The organism is Formosa bonchosmolovskayae, from assembly GCF_051016085.1.
Lineage (GTDB): Bacteria > Bacteroidota > Bacteroidia > Flavobacteriales > Flavobacteriaceae > Formosa.
This window is the reverse complement of record NZ_CP174605.1, coordinates 3200429-3218578: the sequence shown is the minus strand read 5'-3', so window position 1 is coordinate 3218578 and position 18150 is coordinate 3200429. Positions and strand designations below refer to the sequence as shown.

The window sequence follows — 18150 nt, the reverse complement described above, 5'->3', positions numbered from 1 at the left end:
AAACTAGAAAAATCGGGGTTAACTTGGAGTGAAATTATTAATTATTAACTGTTAGACGCAAAAAAAGCATCCAAAACCGCAAGTTTGTGGATGCTTTTAAAGTATTAAGAATAAAACTTATATTTTAAATTATAATGTTTTTGCGTTTTTCACTTTTTCGTCAGTTAAAGCAAATTTTAAAACATCACTCATTTCCGAAACATAATGAAAGGTTAACCCTTTTAAATATTCTTGCTTTATTTCTTCGATATCACGTCTGTTTTCTTCACACAACATAATCTCTTTTATTCTAGCACGTTTGGCAGCAAGGATTTTCTCCTTAATTCCTCCAACTGGTAAAACCTTTCCACGTAATGTAATCTCTCCTGTCATGGCTAAACTACTTTTTACTTTACGTTGTGTAAATAAAGACACTAACGAGGTTAACATGGTTACACCCGCACTTGGACCATCTTTAGGTGTTGCCCCTTCCGGCACGTGAATATGTACGTTATATTTATCGAAAACATCAGAATCTAATCCTAATTCGTCTGCATTCGCTTTAATATACTCCATAGCAATGGTCGCAGATTCCTTCATCACTTTTCCTAAATTTCCGGTAATGGTTAAATTCCCTTTTCCTTTAGATAAAATAGATTCTATAAACAGAATATCTCCACCAACACTTGTCCACGCTAAACCAGTAACAACTCCTGCTACATTATTGTTTTCGTATTTATCACGTTCTAATTTCGGTCCGCCTAGTACAGAAATAATATCTTCGTTAGATATTTTTACGTTATACTCGTCTTCCATTGCAATGTTTTTAGCCGCATAACGCACCATTTTTGCAATTTGTTTTTCAAGTCCACGAACACCAGATTCTCTAGTATAACCTTCAACTATTTTTTCTAATTGAGGCTTTCCTATTTTAATATCCTTATCGGTTAAACCATGTTCTTTAATCTGTTTAGGAAGTAAATGACGTTTCGCTATTTCTACCTTTTCTTCGATAGTATAACCCGTTACATTTATAATTTCCATACGATCTAATAACGCTGGCTGAATGGTGTTTAAACTATTAGACGTGGCCACAAACATCACTTTAGATAAATCGTAACCCAACTCTAAGAAATTATCGTGGAAAGCATTGTTTTGCTCCGGATCTAACACTTCTAATAACGCGGAAGAAGGATCGCCTTGATGTGAGTTTGATAACTTATCGATTTCGTCTAAAACAAAAACGGGATTAGACGTACCAGCCTTTTTAAGTCCTTGAATAATACGACCTGACATAGCACCAATATACGTTTTTCTATGTCCGCGTATTTCTGCCTCATCACGTAAACCACCTAAAGACACACGCACATATTCTCGTCCTAAAGCTTCAGCGATAGATTTTCCTAAAGACGTTTTACCAACTCCTGGAGGTCCATAAAGACATAAAATTGGAGATTTCATATCGTTACGCAACTTTAAGACCGCTAAATACTCTATAATACGACGCTTGACATCTTCTAAACCATAATGATCACGGTCTAAGATACGTTGCGCACGTTTTAAGTCGAATTTATCTTTACTAAATTCATCCCAAGGTAGATCCAAAAATAAATCTAAATAATTACGCTGAATAGAATACTCTGCAACTTGCGGATTCATACGTTGCATTTTCGCTAATTCCTTCTCGAAATGCTTAGCAATCTCTTCGTTCCATTTTTTCTTTTTAGAACGCATTCTCATTTCTTCAACTTCCTCTTCGTAACTCACGCCTCCCAATTCTTCTTGAATGGTTTTCATTTGTTGATGTAAGAAATATTCACGCTGTTGCTGATTCATATCACTTTGAACCTTTAACTGAATATCGTTTTTAAGTTCTAGTTTCTGAAATTCAACATTCATATAACGCAAAGTTTCCAAAGCGCGTTCTTTAAGCGAATTGTTTTCTAAAAGACTCTGTTTCTCCTGAACTGTTAAATTCATATTAGAAGACACAAAGTTGATTAAAAACGAATTGCTTTCAATATTTTTTATAGCGAAAGAGGCCTCACTTGGTATGTTCGGACTTTCCTTGATGATTTGAAGCGACAATTCTTTAATGGAATCTAATATCGCAGCAAATTCTTCATTTTTCTTTGCAGGTTTTTCTTCCGGAACTTCAGAAATAGTTGCCGTTAAATACGGTTCTTCAGAAGTCACTTCGTTTATCTTAAAACGTTTTTTACCCTGAATAATAACTGTTGTATTACCATCAGGCATTTTTAAAACACGTAAAATACGTGCAACCGTACCCGTTTTAAAGATGTCATTTCCAGTAGGATCTTCAATGCTTTCGTCTTTTTGAGACACCACACCAATTACTTTCCCACCTTTATTAGCGTCGTTAATTAGCTTAATAGACTTATCTCTACCGGCAGTAATAGGAATAACAACGCCTGGAAACAATACAGTATTTCTTAAAGATAATATAGGTAAGGTTTCTGGAAGTTCTTCATTATTAATTTTCTCCTCATCCTCGGGAGTCATTAAAGGTATTAATTCTGAATTCTCATCAAACTCTTGAAGTGACATATTGTCTAGAGTTAAAAAATTAGATTTTTTCATATATATATTTAGGTCAATCTGTCATTACAATTAAGAATATACAGGTTGTTTTGTTTTATTTATTACTTAACCAAACCGTTATATAGCTCTAAATTAAAAGATTAATACTATATACACTCGAATAGTTACTAATATTTTTCAATTAATATGCCAAGCTAATAACAAATAGAAAAACTTTATTCCAATAAACTGTAACAATTAATTAATACCTTCATCTTAATAATAAACCAATAGATAATAATTGTAATTGTCACTAACCAACCAACATATAGATACGCTTGTAGAACTCTGTAAAGCTGGAAACCAATCGGCACAATTGGAAGTTTATAACAGATACTACAAAGCCATGTACAACACCTCGTTTAGAATTGTAAAAAACAGTTTCGAAGCAGAAGATATTATGCAAGATTCGTTTTTATCGGCTTTTACTAAACTGGAAACTTTAAAAGACACAAAAACTTTTGGAGGTTGGTTAAAGCGTATCGTAGTTAATAACAGTATTCATCACTTTAATAAAAATAGCAAATATGAGGATGTGCCTTTTGAAACCGTCATGTATAAAGTTGAAGACACGCACGTAGACACCGCTCAGGATGAGCATGCAAGTGATCAAGCTAAATATGTTTTAAAAACCATGAATACCCTAAAAGACAATTATAGAATAGCACTAACCTTACATTTAATTGAAGGTTACGATTACGAAGAAATATCAAGCATTATGAATGTAAGTTATGCCAATTGCAGAACAACCATTTCTAGAGCAAAAGAAAGTTTAAGACAAAAATTACAACATGTCGTTTAAAATATAAGTTTATGAAATCAGAAGATCAATTAGACCATCTTTTTAAAACGTTACAAAACGATTTTGATGTTGAAACGCCAAATACGCATCACGAAGATCGGTTTTTAGCCAAATTAAAAAATAATCACGTAGCCATTAAGCCTGTTAAAAAAACACATTCGTTTTTAAAACCCTTACTTGCTGTTGCCGCAACCGTGGTTTTAATTATCACCTTAACATTTACAATTAAAACCCAAGATAATAACACAGCAGATTTAGCCAGTGTTTCTCCAGAAATGGCAAAAACACAAAGTTTTTTTACAGCGACCATTGCTCAAGAATTAAAACAATTAAAGAAAGAAAATGCACCAGAAGTGCAGTCCTTAATACAAGATGCTTTAAAACAACTCAATGTCCTTGAAGCTAATTATGAAAAATTAAAATTAGACTTAACCAAAAGTGGTAACGATAAACGCGTAATCTATGCCATGATTGCAAATTTCCAAAGTCGAATTGAAATTTTAGAAAGTGTTATGGAAACTATAGACAATGTAAAACAATTAAAACATATTTCTCATGAAAATAAAAACATCATATAACATTACATTTTTACTCTTACTCATTCCTTATTTAGTGCTAGCTAATACCCCCTTTAAGGAAAAACATACCGAAGAGCGTGTTATTAAAAAAGAGTTTTCTGTAAATAGTAATGCCACTTTAAGTATTGATAACAGCTACGGAAATCTAGATATAATAACTTGGAAAGAAAATCGTATTGTTTTTGAAATTACCATAACTACAAATGGTAAAGATTCGGAAGCGGTACAGAATAAATTAAAAGATATATCTGTAGAATTTAACGGATCGGCTAATCATGTATCTGCCAAAACTATATTTAGTAAATCGAAATCGAAATGGTGGGATTGGAACGGCGCCGATAACGTGAACATGAAAATTAATTATATCGTAAAAATGCCAATCACTAATAATGTCGATTTAACCAACGATTACGGTGCGATTAACTTGGACAAGCTAGAAGGGCGGGCAAAAATTAATTGCGATTACGGAAAGATTACAACCAAGGAATTAATGGCCGATAATAATGATATTGAATTTGACTACACCTCTAACTCTTATTTTGAATACATTAAAAGCGGTACCATTAATGCTGATTATAGCGGCTTTACAGTGGCTAAAACTAAAAAACTTTTTATTGAAGCAGATTATACCAATAGTAAAGTTGAAATCGGAGAAAATGTCGACTACAATTGTGATTACGGTAGTATGACTGTAGATAAAGTAAACTACTTTAAAGGCGATGGCGATTACTTAACTGTAGTTATTGGTGATGTGTATAAGTCGGTAGATATTACAGCCGATTATGGTTCTATTAAAATAAAGAACATGACGGCCAATGCCAATAATGTAAACATCGATTCCGATTATGTGGGAATTAAAATTGGTTACGACCCAAATTATCATTTTAACTTTGAATTAGATTTAGATTACGCCGATTTAAGAGATCAAGACGATTTTGAATTCAGTTCGAAACGTACAGAATCTAGCAACAATTATTACAAGGGGTATTATGGTAGCTCTAATACATCCAACACTATAAAAATTAATTCAGATTACGGAAGCGTATCGTTTATAAAAAATTAACCACAAATACTTAATCAACCTATGAAAAGCATTATTTTAAAAAAGGCCAGTTTACTCATCGTTGCTATTATTAGTTTAAATTCTTGTGTAAGCATCAATAAAGGAATTCAAGGTAATGGAGAATTTATTACCGATAATAGATCAACGTCTACCTACGACAATATTAGTTGCACAGGCTCTATGAATTATATTTTAATTAAAGGAACCGAAGGACAAATTACTGTGGAAGGAGAATCAAACCTAGTACCTTATATCTTAACCGAAGTACAAGGCAATACCTTAACGGTAAAAACCGAGGATGGCGTAAATTTAAACCCGAGTAACAACCGCGACATAACAATCACCATTCCTTTTGAAGATATCTCGAAAGTCTCGTTAACGGGTTCGGGTGATTTAATGAATAACGACATCATTACAACAGAAAATTTAAATGTTAGCCTTACGGGCTCAGGCGATATTATTTTAGACATAAACACCGTATCTGCGGAAGGTAGTGTAACAGGTTCTGGAGACTTAACCTTAAAAGGTAAAACTGAGAATTTAAAGGTAAATGTTACGGGTTCAGGCGATTTTCACGGCTTTGGATTAGATTCTAAAAACACCGACGCATCTGTTACAGGTTCGGGAGATGCAGAGGTTGTAAGTACTGAAATGTTTAAAGCCCGTGTATCTGGTTCGGGAGATATAGATTATAAAGGAAATCCTAAAAAGGAAGATACCAAGGTGTCTGGTTCTGGAAGTATAGAAATGGAATAAAAGCCAATATATAGAACAAAAAAAGCATCCTCATTAGGATGCTTTTTTAATGCTTTAAAGTTTCTGAGTTTCATCCTTAGGAACTCTGTACAACAGTATGATCCCAATTAAAAAGAACACAAAAAGGAACAATATCGAGTTTCGCATACTTCCCGTAATCTGATCGATAGTACCATAAATTACCATTCCGATAACTATTCCGATTTTTTCAGCAACATCGTAAAAACTAAAATAAGATGTGGTGTCTTTTGTATCTGGTAAAAATTTTGAATAGGTCGATCGACTCAAAGCTTGAATACCTCCCATTACTAATCCTACAAACATGGCCGTGATATAAAATTGTGTAGGTGTTTCCACAAAATATCCATAGAAACATAAACACATCCATATAAAATTAATTACAATAAGTGTGTTAATGTTTCCAAACTTCTCTGAAGCTCTAGAGGTTAAAAACGCACCTAAAATCGCTACAATTTGTATCACCAATATACTCACAATAAGTCCCATTGTTTTTTCCTGATCGCCTCCCCACTCTACTTCTTGTTCTCCAAAGTAGGTCGCCACTAACATAATGGTTTGTACAGCCATACTGTACACAAAGAATGCTCTTAAATATCGTTTTAATCTAAGGTTTTCTTTGATGTCTCCAAAAACAGATTTTAATTCTTTAAAACCATTAAAAATCACATCTTTTGTTACCTTCCTATCGGTTTTAACACCTTTGGGTAATATATAATAGGTGTATTGACTAAAAAGAATCCACCAAATTCCTACCATAATAAAGGAATAGCGCATAGCTTTCATGGCTGCTTCACCTTCTGTTCCTGTTATGCCAAACAGTGCGGGTTTCATTACCATAGCTAAATTCACTATCAATAATAAAACACTGCCCACATAACCTAATGAAAAGCCTTTGGCACTAATTCTATCCTGCTGTTCCGGAAACGCAATATCTGGCAAATAAGAATTATAGAATACAAGACTTCCCCAATACCCAATTAACCCAAGAAAATAAAATGCTAAACTTATATAGATATACTCTAGACTAAACCAATTTAATCCTATACAAGCGAGTGCTCCTGTATAACAGAAGAATTTCATAAACACTTTTTTATTTCCAATATAATCGGCTATACCAGATAAAATTGGAGACATAAAAGCGATGAGTAAAAAGGCAAATGCGGTGACAAACGAAATAAGCGCCGTATTTTTTATATCTGTTCCAAAAACATGAACCTGTTTATTCGCTGTTAGAAATAGAGCCCCGTAATATATCGGAAATATCGTTGAAGCAATAGTTAAGGTATACACCGAATTTGCCCAATCGTAAAACGCCCAGGCATTTAATAACGTTTTACTGCCTTTTGGATAACTTTTCATGTCGTAAAAAAATATAAAATCTAAGGTTGAATGTCTTCTGAAATAAATGAAAGACTCATTACAAAATTTATTCAGTAAACGATGTTATACCAAACTTTTTTGCTTCTGCTTTAGCGCTAGGTACTAAAGACGTTAAGGAAGAAATACGACTAGCATTAGCAGGGTGTGTACTTAAAATTTCGGGTGTACCAGACGATTCCATACGTGTCCATAATGCAGGTGCTGCTTCTGGATTGTATCCAGCTAAGGCCATTAGTACAATTCCAATTCTATCTGCTTCAGATTCATGGCTACGACTAAAAGGTAGCATCGCCCCTACATTAGATCCAATACCGTAATACTGATTAAACATATCTCGACTTTGTTCATCTGTTATTGCTACATTTCCAGCAATCGCAATACCTTGCTGTATATACGCCGCACTCATACGTTGCTGTCCGTGATTTGCTAAGGCGTGAGCAACTTCGTGCCCCATTATAGCCGCGATACCTGCATCACTTTGAGCAACGGGTAAAATACCTGTGTAAAACACAATCTTTCCGCCTGGCATACACCACGCATTTTTCTGATCGTCTTCTATTAAATGATATTCCCATTTATAGCCTTTTAAATACCCTACATAGCCATTGGCGTTTAAATAGGTTTCTGCTGCTTTAGCAATACGTTGCCCGATGCGCTTAATCCGCGCAGCATCTGTTGTGCCTTCTACAACCTTATTGGATTTTAAAAATTCGTCGTATTGTTGAAACGACGTTGGAAATAATTGATCGTTAGATACGAGTGCCATAGTTTGCTTTCCTGTAAACGGATTAGTTGCACAAGAACTTAAGGCTAACACGCCCGCGAAAAAGCAAACACGAAGAGTTATTTTCATAAATATTTATTTTTAAATTAAAATTACAAAATTTTAAAACTTTGTGATTCTAAAAACTAATAGTATAATTTTTTCGTAAGTATAACCATATAAAACGACAATATAAATAAAACAAATACATTATGAAATCTATTTTATTATTATGCCTATCTTTTAGTTTGTTTACGTGCCAAGGATTTTCTCAAAAAAAAGAATCTAAAACGGCTACAACATATAAAGTCTCTAAAACTGAAGCGGAATGGAAAGCAGAACTAACCGATTTACAATATAAAGTATTAAGACAAGAAGGTACAGAACGTGCATTTTCTAGTCCGCTAGACAAAAATTACGAACCAGGAACCTATGTATGTGCCGCGTGCGATACCCCGTTATTTAAAAGCGAAGATAAATTCGACTCCGGTACAGGTTGGCCAAGTTTCGATAGGTTTATTGAAGGTAGTGTACTTGCTTCTCCTGGAGGAAGTGCCATGTACGGTATCGAAGAGCATTGTGCAACCTGCGGTGGCCACTTAGGACATGTATTTATTGATGGTCCTAGAAAAACAACAGGAAAAAGACATTGTATTAATGGTGTGGCCTTAAAATTTATACCTGAATCTAATTAAACATCAGATTTTAACTTCTTTTTAAACGGACGGATAATTAATCGAGCCTCTCTATCAAATCGGATGTAATTGTATACCCAATTCACAAATACAATCATCCGATTTCTAAATCCGATTAAAAAGAACAAGTGCACAAACATCCAAACAAACCACGCAAATATGCCTTGAAACTTAAAGTTGGGCATATCTACCACTGCTTTATTTCTTCCTACCGTAGCCATTGCGCCTTTGTCTTTATAAACAAAAGGAACCATTGGTTGCTCTTCTAATAATCGTTTTAAGTTACGCCCTAGATGCTTACCTTGCTGTATGGCCGGTTGTGCCATCATAGGGTAACCCAAAGGATGGGTTTCGGTCACTACTTGTGCCACATCTCCAATGGCAAAGATGTTGGGATATGTTGTTAATTGATTACAAGCATTTACAATTATCCTGTTACTTCGCGATACCAAATCGGCGCCTGCTATACCTTTAATATTAGCACCTTTTACTCCTGCAGCCCAAATCATGGTGGCAGTTTCAAAAGTTGTATCGGAATTTGTGGTTACCGTTTTGCCATCGTAATCGGACACGCGTAAGTTTTTCCAAACATTAACACCTAATTCTTCTAGAAACTCTTCAGCTTTTTCTGAAGCTTTATCACTCATTTCTTTTAAAATACGATCTCCAGACTGAATTAAATGAATCTGCGCTAATCGCGTATCTAAATCCGGATAATCCTTTGGTAGAATGCCTTTTTTAATTTCGGCTAAAGCTCCTGCAAGCTCTACTCCTGTTGGCCCCGCACCTACGATAACAAAATTCATTTAAGCATTCCGTTCCTTTAAATCTGTGGTTAGTAAAGCTTCTTCAAAATTTTCAAGAATTAGACTTCTTAAATTTAGAGCTTGCGGTATGGTTTTCATGGCCATACTATGTGCTTCAATAGATGCGTTTCCAAAATAATTGGTTTCCGATCCCGAAGCAATCACCAAATAATCATATTTTAAATCGCCAATATCCGTAATAACTCTAGATGCTATCGGATCAATTTCTAGCACTTTGGCGAGTCTAAACTGAAAATTAGAGTAATCTTTAAGGATTTTTCGAATGGGATAAGCAATAGAATCTGGCTCTAAACCTCCCGTAGATACCTGATAGAGTAATGGTTGAAAATTATGATAATTATGCTGATCTAGCAGAACGACCTGCACGTCTTGTTTAGAGAGTTGCTTAGCAAGGGAAACACCAGCAAATCCGCCACCAACAATTACAATGCGCGGATTACTCGTTCTGTTTATATTCATATATAGTCTGTTACAAAACAAAGGTAATAAAAGATCTATTTTTTATCGGAACTAAATACAATATTTGGAATAGGTTTCGTAAATTCGTAGCTGTAAACGATTTAATGAATTAATCATGAGTAAATACGATATTATTGTTCTTGGAAGTGGTCCTGGAGGCTACGTAACCGCTATTAGAGCGTCTCAATTAGGTTTTAAAACTGCTATAGTAGAAAAGGAAAACTTAGGTGGTGTATGTCTTAATTGGGGATGTATTCCTACCAAAGCCCTTTTAAAATCGGCACAAGTATTCGAATATTTAAAACATGCAGACGACTACGGTTTAACTGTTAAAGAATTCGATAAAGATTTCGGTGCTGTTGTAAAACGTAGCCGAGGGGTAGCCGATGGAATGAGCAAGGGTATTCAATTTTTAATGAAGAAAAATAAAATTGATGTCATTAAAGGTTATGGAACTTTAAAAGCTGGAAAGAAAATTGATGTAGATGGTACTGAGTATAGTGCAGACCATATTATTGTTGCTACTGGAGCACGTTCTCGCGAATTACCAAACTTGCCACAAGATGGTAAAAAAGTAATAGGATACCGTGAAGCTATGACGTTACCTACACAACCAAAGAAAATGATTGTTGTGGGATCTGGAGCCATTGGAGTAGAATTTGCTTACTTCTACAATTCTATGGGAACAGATGTTACTATTGTTGAATATTTACCAAACGTAGTGCCTGTTGAAGACGAAGACGTTTCTAAACAATTAGAACGTTCTTTCAAAAAAATTGGTATTAATGTTATGACATCTGCCGAGGTAACAACTATTGATACTTCTGGGGAAGGCGTTAAAGCTACAGTTAAAACCGCTAAAGGTGAAGAAGTTCTTGAAGCCGATATTATTCTTTCTGCAGTTGGAATTAAAACAAACATTGAAAACATCGGATTAGAAGATGTTGGAATTGCTGTAGATCGCGATAAGATTTTAGTAAACGATTTCTACCAAACTAACGTTCCTGGATATTACGCTATTGGAGATGTTACTCCTGGTCAAGCTTTGGCTCACGTAGCTTCTGCTGAAGGTATTTTATGTGTTGAGAAAATTGCAGGAATGCACGTTGAACCAATCGACTACGGAAACATCCCAGGTTGTACTTATGCATCTCCAGAGATTGCTAGTGTTGGATTAACAGAAAAGCAAGCTAAAGAAAAAGGTTACGAATTAAAAATTGGTAAATTCCCATTCTCTGCTTCTGGTAAAGCAAGTGCTGCAGGAAACAAAGATGGTTTTGTAAAAGTAATTTTCGATGCTAAATATGGCGAATGGTTAGGATGCCACATGATTGGTGCTGGTGTTACCGATATGATTGCTGAAGCTGTTTTAGGACGTAAGTTAGAAACTACTGGTCATGAAGTATTAAAAACTATTCACCCTCACCCTACTATGAGTGAAGCGGTAATGGAAGCTGTTGCGGCGGCTTATGACGAAGTAATTCACATCTAATAAAACTCAGATTTTATTACAATATATGAAGGAGATTCAATTTGAATCTCCTTTTTTTTGTGCTATTTACATTTATACATAAACGGGATTATTCTTAAAAGTTGTGTATGAATTGATAAATAGCTTCCTTTCTGTTAAATATAAACGCATTGAATTTATCATTAGACATTCTTAAACTATCAGTGTTGCTTATAGATTATTTTATAATCATGAATCACACTATTAATTAAAGCAATGGAAGCTTGTATGGGATTCTGGACTCCGTTTAAATTGTCAAAGTTTAATTTTTAACAACTCTTCTAGATTGTATTTTAAATTGTGAAAACCCCGTGTTTTCTATGGTGTTCGAGAAGACTCGAGAACATAAAAATATAACATTCGCTCTTGATCCCATTACAGTATAAACAACTAGAAAACTTTAAAGCATAAAAAAAGTCTCAGAATTTATCTGAGACTTTTTTTATGTATTGTACGCAATAGATAGGTTTAGAACATGTAACCTACACCAAATTGCCATACACTATTCTTACCATCTACATCTTCAAAAATGGTATCGTCTTCAAATATATTGGTTAATCCTAAAGTGTATCGTGCACTTAAAAATAAACCACCGTCAAATTTATACGACGTACCAAATGCTAAACTTGTTTCAAAATCTTTTACATAAGAATCGTTACTATCGATTTCTAAATCTCCACCATCAGAATTTGGCTCAGAATCGAATTCTTCATGAATTTTAAATCCGAATTGAGGACCAACTTCAACACTCAATCCTTCTACGATATAAGCTTTAATTAATAATGGTACTTGAATATAATCTAATTGATACTCTACGTTCTGATCGGTATCAAAAATATTATCCTGATCTATTTCTAAAACATCAAAACCTTGACCAGAATAAAATACCTCAGGCTGGAAAGAGAATCTTTCAGAAATAGGAATTTCTGCTAATAAACCGGCATTAAAACTTGTTCTTGAATCTACGTCATCGAAATCATCTCCAATTAGCTTAGAGAAATTAACTCCTGCCTTAGCTCCAAACTGAACTGCTTTCGAATCTGATTGCGCGTAAACCGATGTTAAAGTAAATAATAATGCTCCTGTAAATACAATTAATTTTTTCATAATTTTTAATGTTTTATTTGGGTTATAACGACAAATCTAAAGGCCGGAAATCAACTGACAATAGGGCTTAACATCAAATTAACAAGATGATTAATTCTTCAAAAAATCAATCGGAATTATATAATTTAAGGGTCAACTCTATTGAAATAATTGTTAACTCCTTTGTAAAAATTTGCGCTGTTTTAAGAAATTTCTAACATTGAAACAAAATCTTATAAGACCGAAAAATCCTTCAAATATTTAATAAAGTGAACTTAAATTCTAAACAACTAACCCCTACATAAAACCTTAAATTATATCTTAAGATTAAAACCAAATCACTTTTGAAGGATATTTCTCGAATTAATGAAGATATAAGCATCTCTATTCATACTTTTGAAAAAAAGAATATCACATGGAATTAAAAGACCTTATTAAAAATAGACGCTCAGTTTTTCCTGATCAATATAACGCTACGCCCATCTCTAAAGAAACAATTAATTTACTTTTAGAAGCCGCGAATTGGGCACCAACACATAAGCGCACGGAGCCTTGGCGTTTTAAAGTTTTACAAGGCGAGTCTCAAGAAGAATTAGGTGAATTTTTATCTGAAAAATTTAAAGCTACTGCCGACAAATTTTCAGAATTTAAGTACAATAAAATTCAGAGAAATTGTAAAAAGGCGGGTGCTATTATTGCCATCTGCATGGAAAGAGATCCAGAGGAAAGTATTCCTGAATGGGAAGAAATTGCATCTACTGCTATGGCTGTACAAAATATGTGGCTTACAGCTACAGATATAGGATTAGGAGCTTATTGGAGTTCTCCTGGATTAATTTCTACTATGGACGAATTCTTTAATTTAAAAGATAACGAAAAGTGTATTGGCTTTTTCTATTTAGGATATTACGACGCCACCGCTCCAGAACGTAGCCCTAAACCCATAGAGGATAAAGTAGAATGGCTTTAATTAATCTTCCCTATTTGGAAAAACATGAAGCCAGAGCAAGTAAATTTGTTATTTCGCGTTTTACCTTTTGATGTGACGTATGTGGACGAAAATGATAAAGTGATTTTTTATAATTGTGGAGACAATCGTGTATTTCCAAGAAGCAAAGGAATAATCGGTCGTAAAGTAAAATTTTGCCCCCCAACAAAAAAGTGTAGATACCGTTCTAAAAATTTTAGAAGAATTTAAATCTGGTCGACAAGATGTAGCCGATTTTTGATTCGATATGAAAGGACAGATTATATACATAAGATATTTCGCCATTCGAGATAACAACAAAATATATAAAGGTGTGCTTGAAGTTTCTCAAGACATCACCACTATTAAAAAGCTAGAAGGTCCGAAACGACTTTTAGATTGGGATTAAATATTTATTTATAGTAAAAAATACAAAGGGCACTTTATAAAGTGCCCTTTGTATTATATAAAACTTTTAATAGCTAACTCATAACTTTGCAAACCAAAACCTAGAATAACGCCTTTAGCATTAGGAGAAATATAAGATTGATGCCTAAATTCTTCTCTAGAAAAGGTGTTCGAGATATGCACTTCTACTACAGGTGTTTCAATGGCTTTAACAGCGTCACCAATGGCCACCGACGTATGTGTATAAGCCGCTGCATTTAATACAATGCCATCAAAGCTAAAACCAACTTCATGCATTTTATCAATAATCTCACCTTCTACATTAGATTGAAAATATGATAACTCTACCTCTGTATACTTCTCCTTAACGGTTTCAAAAAATTCTGTAAACGTTAAACTTCCATATATAGCGGGTTCACGTTTTCCTAATAAATTTAAATTAGGACCGTTTATAATTAAAATTTTCTTCATAAAGTAAATGTAAAAAAGATTAAGACATAAAAAAAGGCGAAAACTTAATTTCACCTTTTAAAATATGTTGTGTGCTTGTCTTAGTTCAAGTTGAACATGACACCAAAATTAAGTGTAGACCATGTTACCCAGCTTCTGTTTGTACTTACTCCTGTATATGACAAGTTTAATTGAACCATATCCGTTACATTAAAAGCAATTACAGGTCTGTAATAAAAACCACCATCAAACAAATCACTATCAGTAAGTGAAATTGCATATCCTAAATCTGCTCCAAATTCTACTTGTTCTGTAGGAATATAACGCGTTGCAACTGAAACAGGAATAAATTGTACATCGTCTGTTCTCCAAGACTCTATTCTACCTCCATCATAATCATTGTAAACCACACTATAACCAGAAGCAATACCCATATTAAACATAGGCGCTACAGGGTATAAATAATTAATATCTAAAGCTAAACCTGCAGACGAATAATCGTTTAACACATCTATTGGAAGCATAAAACTTGCTCCAACGTTTAAACCGTTGTGACCGTTTGGTAAGGCTCTATACGTTGTTTGTGGAGTTGTAGTTGTTGTACGAACTACTGTTTGAGCAATTGCACCTAGCGACATTAATACCGTAAAAACGGTTGCAAAGTAAATTTTTTTCATAATACCTTAAATTATTGATTTAAAATTTTGACCTATTTTAAATGGTTATTTTGCACCAAAAATAATATATTTAAAGAAAACTCCTATTTATTGAAGAAATAAAGTTGTGTTATGGAATCTATTTAATAAGAATAAAAACAAAGATTATTCACTAATATTTATAGTAACCCCAACGTTAATGGCCGACCACAACCAATCGTTTGCAATACCAGTATACGACATATTAAATTGAATGTTTTCTGAAAAATTTTAGCCAATTAAAGGCCTAAAATATCCACCTCCCGTATAGTCGTTACTAAACACATAAGCGTACCCCACATCTCCACCTATAATTAATCCTGAATCTAAAGCATAGCGTGTGGCCACTGCAAAAGGTACATATCTAAATTCAGAGTCTTCGGTTATCGGTCCCCAAGTCTCATCTGTATCTTGACCAAAGTACCAGCCATAACCAAACGCAATACCAAACGCGATGTTTCTACCTGATTGGAATAACATATTAGCATCTAAAAAAAAGCCAACCGGAACTATTTTATTGGCTTGATTAATGGGTGAAGACAAGCTTAAACCAAAATTTATTCCGTCTTGCACATTACTTCCACCAAACGCACCTGGCAAAACCATAAGCTCCCAATCTGTGGTACTCGAATCAGTAATTTCGGGAACAAGAGGTTGAGCAATAATTGAAATTGAAAAACATAATAATACAACAGAAGTCAGTAATTTTTTTCCCATGATAATAAATTAATTTACAGCTAATTCGGGACTAATAAAATTACGAAATTTACACTAAACCACCATTCGAATTATCACTTTAATAATATGAATCATGGTTTGTATTAGGCTTATAAGAATATAACAAAAAATGAATATAATACTACTACATACTGAGCTCCATTGGTTTTATAACGATAAGACAATTAAAGAGTTAACACTTATACACTGCTTAATCTTTAGAGATCTAAAGACCTTAAGCTACGGACCTAGCCTCTACTCCTTTAAGAAATTTATGAAGTTTTAAGAATAATAGTAATGAGATTACATTGTCATTCAACTAAGATCTAGATTCAATCTAACCTACAGACCTTAACAAATACTTGTTTTAAATTTACTAAAAAATACAAGTTAGCTTTAGCTATTTGAAAAAATAAGACATATACATACATAAGTGATTTTAATTCATTTTATCACCATTCTTAGATTTTATGGTATATTCCTTTAAGATAAGTTTGTAGTCTTTAGTAGACCTCTTATTATCTTTAAATACTTTGAAATAAAGCAGAGAAATTAAAACCACTCCAATCACTAAAATAGCAATATAGAATATCTGCAAATAATTTATAATAGTAATATGATTCATTAAAAAAGGTATATATCATTATGACACAAAAGAGTCAAAATAGTCACTCAAAAATTTAATGTTTTTTAAAAAAAATTAGTCAATTATTTCTATCTTATTATTTGCTATATACTTAACAGGATAAACAACTTTTTTATCTTGAAATTTAATAGTGATACTTATATTATCCATACTAAAAACGACTCCTTCTTTGTCGTCTAGAACAATTCTTTGTCCGACATGGTAATTTCTTTTACTATAAAAACCCAGTAACAATCTGTAAATAACATCTTTTGCCCCCAAACCAAAAGCAATGGCAAACGAAACCATAATGGTTCCTAAAATGAGTAATAAGTTACTCGTAATTACGTCTGTATTAAAGCCCGCTTGATTGAGAGCCATGATAGCAACCATTAAAAACACGATTATAAAAACAATACTACTAATACCTTTAGAACCATTAATATCGACTGCTTTTAAGAAGGTTTGCACGGTTTTTTTTAAATAATTCGCACCGAATAATCCGAATATTAAAATAACTAAAGCACTAAAAAATTTAGGAAGATAATTAATCAGTTTTCCGATTTCATGAGATACTAGACTTAAGTTTAAAATCTCGGCTCCTATAATGATAAAAACTAAGATCAAAAACAACTTCACAAAGACCAGAATAATTTTTTCAGGCTTAATTTGAATGGCAGAATCTAATAGCGGTAATTCATTTATTTTTTTTGTTAACGTCTCTATTCTTGCAAATTTTAATGATTTTTTCACCACAAATAGAACGAGTTTTAAAAGTAACCAACTCATTATAATGAACAGAATACCAAAAACAACCTTCGGTAAAAAAGTATATATATTTTCAAGCAATTTGTCTAAAAGGTTAAAGTTTATTTCTGTATTCATATCTCGATTTATTTTTAATAATTAGTATTCTTTTTTGTTGTCGTTTTTCTTTAATATATCTCCTATTGTTTCAGGAAATTTAATGACTATTAAATCTGCAACATCTAATGCCAGCTTGATAACATTTATGTCGTCAAGCACCTTCTTCTTGATTAAATCAGGAAGTTTTTCATTATGAATTACTTTTTTAAATGGATTTCCCAAAATTATAACTGATTATAAATTTTTATTAATTTACTCTTGGCTCTACTCAATCTCATTTTAACCGCACTTTTACCTAAATTTAAGGCAATCTCAATCTCTTCTATCGTCATATCATCTTGATATTTCATAAACAATATAATCTTGTCATTAGGATCGATTAAGTCAATAGCTTTTTCAAAATTTTCATAGTCCAAACTAAAAATTTGTTCATCGTCTATCTCATCGTGCAAATAATCAAGTTGATTTTCATCATCTGTAAATAGAATTTTTTGTTTTCTTTTATTTAAATCTCGTTGCAAATAACTTACACAATGATTGTAAGTAAATGAATACAACCAAGTCGAGAATTTTGAACGATTGTTAAAGGTTTTAATCTTAACAAATAGTTTTACAAAAATATCGTGCGTTAGATCTTGAGCTTCCTCATTATTTTTTACAAAACTGAGGCATTTATTATATATTATTTCTGAATATCTATCATACACCACCGAAAACAGCTCAGAACTTTTTGTTCTAACGATCTCAGCAACAAGTTGCTCGTCGCTTAATAGATTATCTGTTTGTAATTCGTCCAAGGTTAGGTTATGTTGTATATACCAATTAAGACACACTCTTTTAATTAAAGTCACATTAAAAAGTAGATTTAATTTAAAAGAATGTGTAAAAAATAAATGCGTTT

At 33.1% G+C, this 18150-nt stretch carries 17 protein-coding genes and 2 pseudogenes; 8 read left to right on the top strand and 11 right to left on the bottom strand.

The window, feature by feature from the left end; genetic code table 11:
* Positions 1–129: 129 nt before the first annotated feature.
* A complete protein-coding gene (gene lon, locus ACKC83_RS13735; RefSeq protein WP_434035950.1) occupies positions 130–2580 on the bottom strand; it encodes an endopeptidase La in 2451 nt (816 codons plus the stop codon).
* Between the two features lie 247 nt (positions 2581–2827).
* On the opposite strand from lon, the gene ACKC83_RS13730 reads away from it, so the two are divergent.
* From ACKC83_RS13730 to ACKC83_RS13715, 4 genes are read left to right on the top strand one after another with little or no spacing between them, the layout of a single operon-like run.
* A complete protein-coding gene (locus ACKC83_RS13730) occupies positions 2828–3382 on the top strand; it encodes an RNA polymerase sigma factor (protein WP_434035949.1) in 555 nt (184 codons plus the stop codon).
* 11 nt (positions 3383–3393) lie between these two features.
* Positions 3394–3960, top strand: a complete 567-nt coding sequence (locus ACKC83_RS13725; protein WP_434035948.1) for a hypothetical protein — start codon at positions 3394–3396, stop codon at positions 3958–3960.
* Positions 3938–5023, top strand: a complete 1086-nt coding sequence (locus ACKC83_RS13720) for a hypothetical protein (protein WP_434035947.1) — start codon at positions 3938–3940, stop codon at positions 5021–5023. Before ACKC83_RS13725 ends, ACKC83_RS13720 begins: the two co-directional genes overlap by 23 nt.
* A gap of 21 nt (positions 5024–5044) precedes the next feature.
* Positions 5045–5779, top strand: coding sequence for a head GIN domain-containing protein (locus ACKC83_RS13715; protein WP_434035946.1), 735 nt, complete (start codon positions 5045–5047; stop codon positions 5777–5779).
* 54 nt (positions 5780–5833) lie between these two features.
* Here ACKC83_RS13715 and ACKC83_RS13710 read toward each other — a convergent pair whose 3' ends face one another.
* Positions 5834–7159 (bottom strand): MFS transporter, encoded by a 1326-nt coding sequence (locus ACKC83_RS13710; protein ID WP_434035945.1) that lies wholly within the window; start codon positions 7157–7159, stop codon positions 5834–5836.
* Between the two features lie 67 nt (positions 7160–7226).
* Positions 7227–8033, bottom strand: coding sequence for a M48 family metallopeptidase (locus ACKC83_RS13705; RefSeq protein ID WP_434035944.1), 807 nt, complete (start codon positions 8031–8033; stop codon positions 7227–7229).
* Between the two features lie 122 nt (positions 8034–8155).
* On the opposite strand from ACKC83_RS13705, the gene msrB reads away from it, so the two are divergent.
* Positions 8156–8638, top strand: coding sequence for a peptide-methionine (R)-S-oxide reductase MsrB (gene msrB, locus ACKC83_RS13700; protein ID WP_434035943.1), 483 nt, complete (start codon positions 8156–8158; stop codon positions 8636–8638).
* Here msrB and ACKC83_RS13695 read toward each other — a convergent pair.
* Positions 8635–9924: pseudogene (locus tag ACKC83_RS13695) on the bottom strand (NAD(P)/FAD-dependent oxidoreductase). The gene msrB and the pseudogene ACKC83_RS13695 sit on opposite strands and share 4 nt — an antisense overlap.
* Positions 9925–10039: 115 nt before the next feature.
* Here ACKC83_RS13695 and lpdA point away from each other — a divergent pair.
* Positions 10040–11416: a dihydrolipoyl dehydrogenase gene (lpdA, locus tag ACKC83_RS13690; RefSeq protein WP_414034400.1), complete on the top strand. Its 1377-nt coding sequence runs from the start codon at positions 10040–10042 to the stop codon at positions 11414–11416.
* A gap of 486 nt (positions 11417–11902) precedes the next feature.
* Here lpdA and ACKC83_RS13685 read toward each other — a convergent pair whose 3' ends face one another.
* Positions 11903–12541 carry a porin family protein gene (locus tag ACKC83_RS13685; protein ID WP_414034399.1) on the bottom strand — a complete coding sequence of 213 codons (639 nt, stop codon included), beginning with the start codon at positions 12539–12541 and terminating at the stop codon, positions 11903–11905.
* Positions 12542–12935: 394 nt separating this feature from the next.
* Here ACKC83_RS13685 and ACKC83_RS13680 point away from each other — a divergent pair, with 394 nt between their 5' ends.
* Positions 12936–13490 (top strand): nitroreductase family protein, encoded by a 555-nt coding sequence (locus ACKC83_RS13680; protein ID WP_434035942.1) that lies wholly within the window; start codon positions 12936–12938, stop codon positions 13488–13490.
* Between the two features lie 24 nt (positions 13491–13514).
* Positions 13515–13896 (top strand): annotated as a pseudogene (locus ACKC83_RS13675) (PAS domain-containing protein); the annotation flags it as partial.
* Positions 13897–13949: 53 nt separating this feature from the next.
* Here the strand turns inward: ACKC83_RS13675 and aroQ are convergent.
* The 6 genes from aroQ to ACKC83_RS13645 all read right to left on the bottom strand — a co-directional run bounded on the left by aroQ (position 13950) and on the right by ACKC83_RS13645 (position 18046).
* On the bottom strand, positions 13950–14366 hold the full coding sequence (gene aroQ / locus ACKC83_RS13670) for a type II 3-dehydroquinate dehydratase (RefSeq protein WP_414034397.1): 417 nt from the start codon (positions 14364–14366) through the stop codon (positions 13950–13952).
* Between the two features lie 80 nt (positions 14367–14446).
* Positions 14447–15022 carry a hypothetical protein gene (locus tag ACKC83_RS13665; protein WP_434035941.1) on the bottom strand — a complete coding sequence of 192 codons (576 nt, stop codon included), beginning with the start codon at positions 15020–15022 and terminating at the stop codon, positions 14447–14449.
* Positions 15023–15271: 249 nt separating this feature from the next.
* On the bottom strand, positions 15272–15757 hold the full coding sequence (locus ACKC83_RS13660; RefSeq protein WP_434035940.1) for a hypothetical protein: 486 nt from the start codon (positions 15755–15757) through the stop codon (positions 15272–15274).
* A gap of 700 nt (positions 15758–16457) precedes the next feature.
* Positions 16458–17267 carry a mechanosensitive ion channel family protein gene (locus ACKC83_RS13655; RefSeq protein ID WP_414034394.1) on the bottom strand — a complete coding sequence of 270 codons (810 nt, stop codon included), beginning with the start codon at positions 17265–17267 and terminating at the stop codon, positions 16458–16460.
* A 21-nt stretch (positions 17268–17288) separates the two neighbouring features.
* The gene (locus ACKC83_RS13650) at positions 17289–17471 is read right to left on the bottom strand and encodes a hypothetical protein (RefSeq protein WP_414034393.1); all 183 of its coding nucleotides are present in this window, start codon (positions 17469–17471) and stop codon (positions 17289–17291) included.
* Between the two features lie 2 nt (positions 17472–17473).
* Positions 17474–18046 (bottom strand): RNA polymerase sigma factor, encoded by a 573-nt coding sequence (locus ACKC83_RS13645; protein ID WP_434035939.1) that lies wholly within the window; start codon positions 18044–18046, stop codon positions 17474–17476.
* Between the last annotated feature and the right edge of the window lie 104 nt (positions 18047–18150).

What these genes read in the sequence shown, in the direction of transcription:
- ACKC83_RS13715 (WP_434035946.1), top strand. Translation starts at nt 5,045, where the DNA reads ATGAAAAGCATTATTTTAAAAAAGGCCAGTTTACTCATCGTTGCTATT.
- ACKC83_RS13725 (WP_434035948.1), top strand. Translation starts at nt 3,394, where the DNA reads ATGAAATCAGAAGATCAATTAGACCATCTTTTTAAAACGTTACAAAAC.
- ACKC83_RS13685 (WP_414034399.1), bottom strand. Translation starts at nt 12,541, where the DNA reads ATGAAAAAATTAATTGTATTTACAGGAGCATTATTATTTACTTTAACA.
- ACKC83_RS13660 (WP_434035940.1), bottom strand. Translation starts at nt 15,757, where the DNA reads ATGGGAAAAAAATTACTGACTTCTGTTGTATTATTATGTTTTTCAATT.
- ACKC83_RS13720 (WP_434035947.1), top strand. Translation starts at nt 3,938, where the DNA reads ATGAAAATAAAAACATCATATAACATTACATTTTTACTCTTACTCATT.
- ACKC83_RS13705 (WP_434035944.1), bottom strand. Translation starts at nt 8,033, where the DNA reads ATGAAAATAACTCTTCGTGTTTGCTTTTTCGCGGGCGTGTTAGCCTTA.
- aroQ (WP_414034397.1), bottom strand. Translation starts at nt 14,366, where the DNA reads ATGAAGAAAATTTTAATTATAAACGGTCCTAATTTAAATTTATTAGGA.
- ACKC83_RS13680 (WP_434035942.1), top strand. Translation starts at nt 12,936, where the DNA reads ATGGAATTAAAAGACCTTATTAAAAATAGACGCTCAGTTTTTCCTGAT.
- lon (WP_434035950.1), bottom strand. Translation starts at nt 2,580, where the DNA reads ATGAAAAAATCTAATTTTTTAACTCTAGACAATATGTCACTTCAAGAG.
- msrB (WP_434035943.1), top strand. Translation starts at nt 8,156, where the DNA reads ATGAAATCTATTTTATTATTATGCCTATCTTTTAGTTTGTTTACGTGC.
- ACKC83_RS13710 (WP_434035945.1), bottom strand. Translation starts at nt 7,159, where the DNA reads ATGAAAAGTTATCCAAAAGGCAGTAAAACGTTATTAAATGCCTGGGCG.
- lpdA (WP_414034400.1), top strand. Translation starts at nt 10,040, where the DNA reads ATGAGTAAATACGATATTATTGTTCTTGGAAGTGGTCCTGGAGGCTAC.
- ACKC83_RS13655 (WP_414034394.1), bottom strand. Translation starts at nt 17,267, where the DNA reads ATGAATACAGAAATAAACTTTAACCTTTTAGACAAATTGCTTGAAAAT.
- ACKC83_RS13665 (WP_434035941.1), bottom strand. Translation starts at nt 15,022, where the DNA reads ATGAAAAAAATTTACTTTGCAACCGTTTTTACGGTATTAATGTCGCTA.